Source organism: Bacillus sp. P4_D3, from assembly GCF_056401855.1.
Window position 1 is genome coordinate 1 of record NZ_JBFUIN010000390.1, and the last position, 2,901, is coordinate 2,901.

Here is a 2,901-nt window from a genome sequence, read left to right on the forward strand (position 1 = left end):
AATACAGCTAAGAACACGCAATAAAGGAGAGTTTTTTACGTGAAGATTAAAGCTATTGAACCGACGCCAAGTCCGAATACAATGAAAGTTATTTTAAATGAAGTATTACCATCAGGAGCGCGTAATAATTATACAAATGAAAATAAAGAACAAGCACCAATGCAAGTGCAAGAAATTTTGAAAATTGAAGGTATTAAAGGTGTGTACCATGTTGCAGACTTTTTAGCAGTAGAGCGTAATGCGAAATATGACTGGAAAGTTTTATTACAACAAGTTCGTGCCGTTTTTGGTGAAGAAATAGTGGAAGAAAGCGAAGAACAACAACTTTCTCATTTTGGAGAAGTGAAAGTGTTTGTTCAAATGTTCTTTACTATTCCGATGCAAGTGAAGTTAACAGATGGAACGACAGAAGAGCGTGTAGGCTTACCTGATCGTTTTAAAGAATCCATTATGAAAGTGCAAATGTCYGCACCTAACGTTGTGAAAGAGCGCAAATGGGTAGAGCAAAGTACACGTTACGGTAATTTTGAAGAAATCGGGAAAGAAGTAGTAGAAGAAATTGTTGCTGCTTATTCAGARGATCGTGTAAATGAAACGGTTAAAGAATTATTAGATCAAGCAGGTGCTGTTGAAGTAACGATTCAAAAGCGTGAGCCATATAAAGTAACAGAAGAGATGATGAAGGATTCCGACTGGAAAAAACGTTTTGCAGCTTTAGAACAAATGGATCCTACTGAAGAAGATATGCCAGTATTGAAAATGGCGTTAGATGATGAGAAAGTATCTATCCGCCGCCTAGCAACAGCTTATTTAGGTATGGTAAAAGGTGAAGGCGTATTGCCGTTATTATATAAAGCATTATTAGATCGTTCTGTAAGTGTTCGCCGTACAGCAGGAGATTGCTTATCAGACGTAGGTGACCCAGCAGCGATGTTCGTTATGATTAAATCTCTGAAAGATTCAAGTAAATTAGTACGCTGGCGTGCAGCAATGTTCTTATTTGAACTTGGTGATGAAAGTGCAATTCCGGCATTAAAAGTAGCTGAAGATGATCCAGAGTTTGAAGTAGCAATGCAAGCACGTTTAGCTTTAGAACGTATTGAAGGCGGCGAAGAAGCAAAAGGATCAGTATGGAAGCAAATGACGGAGTCTCGTAAAGGGGAATAGTTTATGATTGTTTTCTATGATAGTTGGTGTCCGATGTGTACAGCAGTTGCAGAGCGTACGGAAAAATTAGATAAAAAGGGTACGATGAAATTTGTTTCATTTCGAGATGAAGATGTAGTTGAGAAGTATGAACTTTCTCAAGAATTACAAAGTAAGATGGAACAGAGATTGTATATTTTAAAAAATAATAAGTGGTATGACGGAATTCATAGCATTAACGTATTAGCAAAGGCCGTTCCATCTTATTGGTTTGCAGTGCCGTTTATAAAATTATCTATCGTACTTGGATTTGGAAGTAAAGTATACGATTATATTGCCAACAATAGAAAACTTGTCCCAGTTGGACACTGCCGTGAAGGGGTTTGTGAAATCCCTACAAAAAAATGAAATCATCACTATCTTTCTTTTGCACCTATTAAAAGCGCGTGATATGATGAAGTTGGAATGAAAGTTGAAGGAGAGATTACAAGATGTCAAATGCATATGAAGAATACATGCGCCAAATGGTAATTCCAATGCGCCAAGAATTAGTGCGTTCTGGATTTGAAGAGTTAACTACAGAAGAAGCTGTAACAGAATTTATGGAGAATGCATCAGGTACAACTTTAGTAGTTGTAAACTCTGTTTGTGGTTGTGCAGCTGGTTTAGCACGCCCATCAGCAGGTCAAGCGGTTGTACGTGCTGAAAAACAACCTGATCATCTTGTAACTGTATTTGCAGGTCAAGATAAAGATGCTACTGCGAAAATGCGTGAATACTTCGGAGAAATCCCTCCATCTTCACCATCTATGGCATTACTAAAAGGAAAAGAAGTTGTTCACTTCATTCACCGTCATGAAATTGAAGGCGCAACAATGGACGAAATTATTACAAACTTAGAACAAGCTTTCGAAAAGAATTGCTAAAGTAGGGGGAGAGTAAATCTCCCTCTTTTCTTTATATAGAGGTGAAAAAATGATAGTAACAACAGCAGGAAGAACAAATAAAGAAATGACAGCTTATGCAAATAAGGTAGCAGAAGAATTAAATTGTTCTTTCGTTTTACGTAATGATATACCTGTGCACAAACTGCATGAGCAGTATGAACAAGATGTGCTGATTGTAGGGAAAAACCGATTAGCTATTTATCCAAAGGGTACGGAAGAGTCGTTTTTCTTTCATCCAAACTCAGCAATGTTTCGTGTGAAAAGGTTAATGCGCGGAGAACACGATCCCTTTGTACAAGCTGCTAAACTAGAGAGCGGAATGACAGTATTAGATTGTACGCTCGGTATGGCATCAGATAGTATTGTTGCTAGCTATATTGTTGGTGAAGATGGAAAAGTAACAGGGCTTGAAGGAAACGAATATATGGCGTACATCATGGGAAAAGGCTTGAAAACATGGTCTTCATCCGTTTCTGAAATCGATGAAGCAATGCAAAGAATCGATGTAAAACAAACTGAGCATTTCGCATTTTTAACGCAATGTGAAGATAATAGTTATGACGTCGTATACCTTGATCCGATGTTTGAAGAAACTGTCATCGAATCAGATGGAATAAAAGGGTTAAAACATTTCGCTTTGTATCATGATATTACTGACGAAACAATTACGGAAGCGAAGCGTGTGGCGAGAAAACGTGTCGTTCTGAAAGATCATTTCCGTAGTTCTAGATTTGAAAAGCACAATTTTCACGTATACAAAAGAAAAAGTGCAAAATTTCATTTTGGTGTAATTGCCCCTTGCTAATTG

The 2,901-nt window shown here is 37.6% G+C and carries 4 protein-coding genes; all 4 read left to right on the forward strand.

Features of this window, described 5'->3' with window-relative positions; translation table 11 throughout:
- Window positions 1-39 precede the first annotated feature (39 nt).
- The 4 genes from AC1DTM_RS21570 to AC1DTM_RS21585 all read left to right on the forward strand — a co-directional run bounded on the left by AC1DTM_RS21570 (window position 40) and on the right by AC1DTM_RS21585 (window position 2,898).
- A complete protein-coding gene (locus AC1DTM_RS21570; protein WP_088099018.1) occupies window positions 40-1,167 on the forward strand; it encodes a conserved virulence factor C family protein in 1,128 nt (375 codons plus the stop codon).
- A gap of 3 nt (window positions 1,168-1,170) precedes the next feature.
- Window positions 1,171-1,554, forward strand: coding sequence for a thiol-disulfide oxidoreductase DCC family protein (locus AC1DTM_RS21575; protein WP_002158060.1), 384 nt, complete (start codon window positions 1,171-1,173; stop codon window positions 1,552-1,554).
- A gap of 83 nt (window positions 1,555-1,637) precedes the next feature.
- The gene (locus AC1DTM_RS21580; RefSeq protein WP_000063703.1) at window positions 1,638-2,072 is read left to right on the forward strand and encodes a BrxA/BrxB family bacilliredoxin; all 435 of its coding nucleotides are present in this window, start codon (window positions 1,638-1,640) and stop codon (window positions 2,070-2,072) included.
- A gap of 49 nt (window positions 2,073-2,121) precedes the next feature.
- On the forward strand, window positions 2,122-2,898 hold the full coding sequence (locus AC1DTM_RS21585; protein WP_088099019.1) for a class I SAM-dependent methyltransferase: 777 nt from the start codon (window positions 2,122-2,124) through the stop codon (window positions 2,896-2,898).
- Window positions 2,899-2,901: the final 3 nt, after the last annotated feature.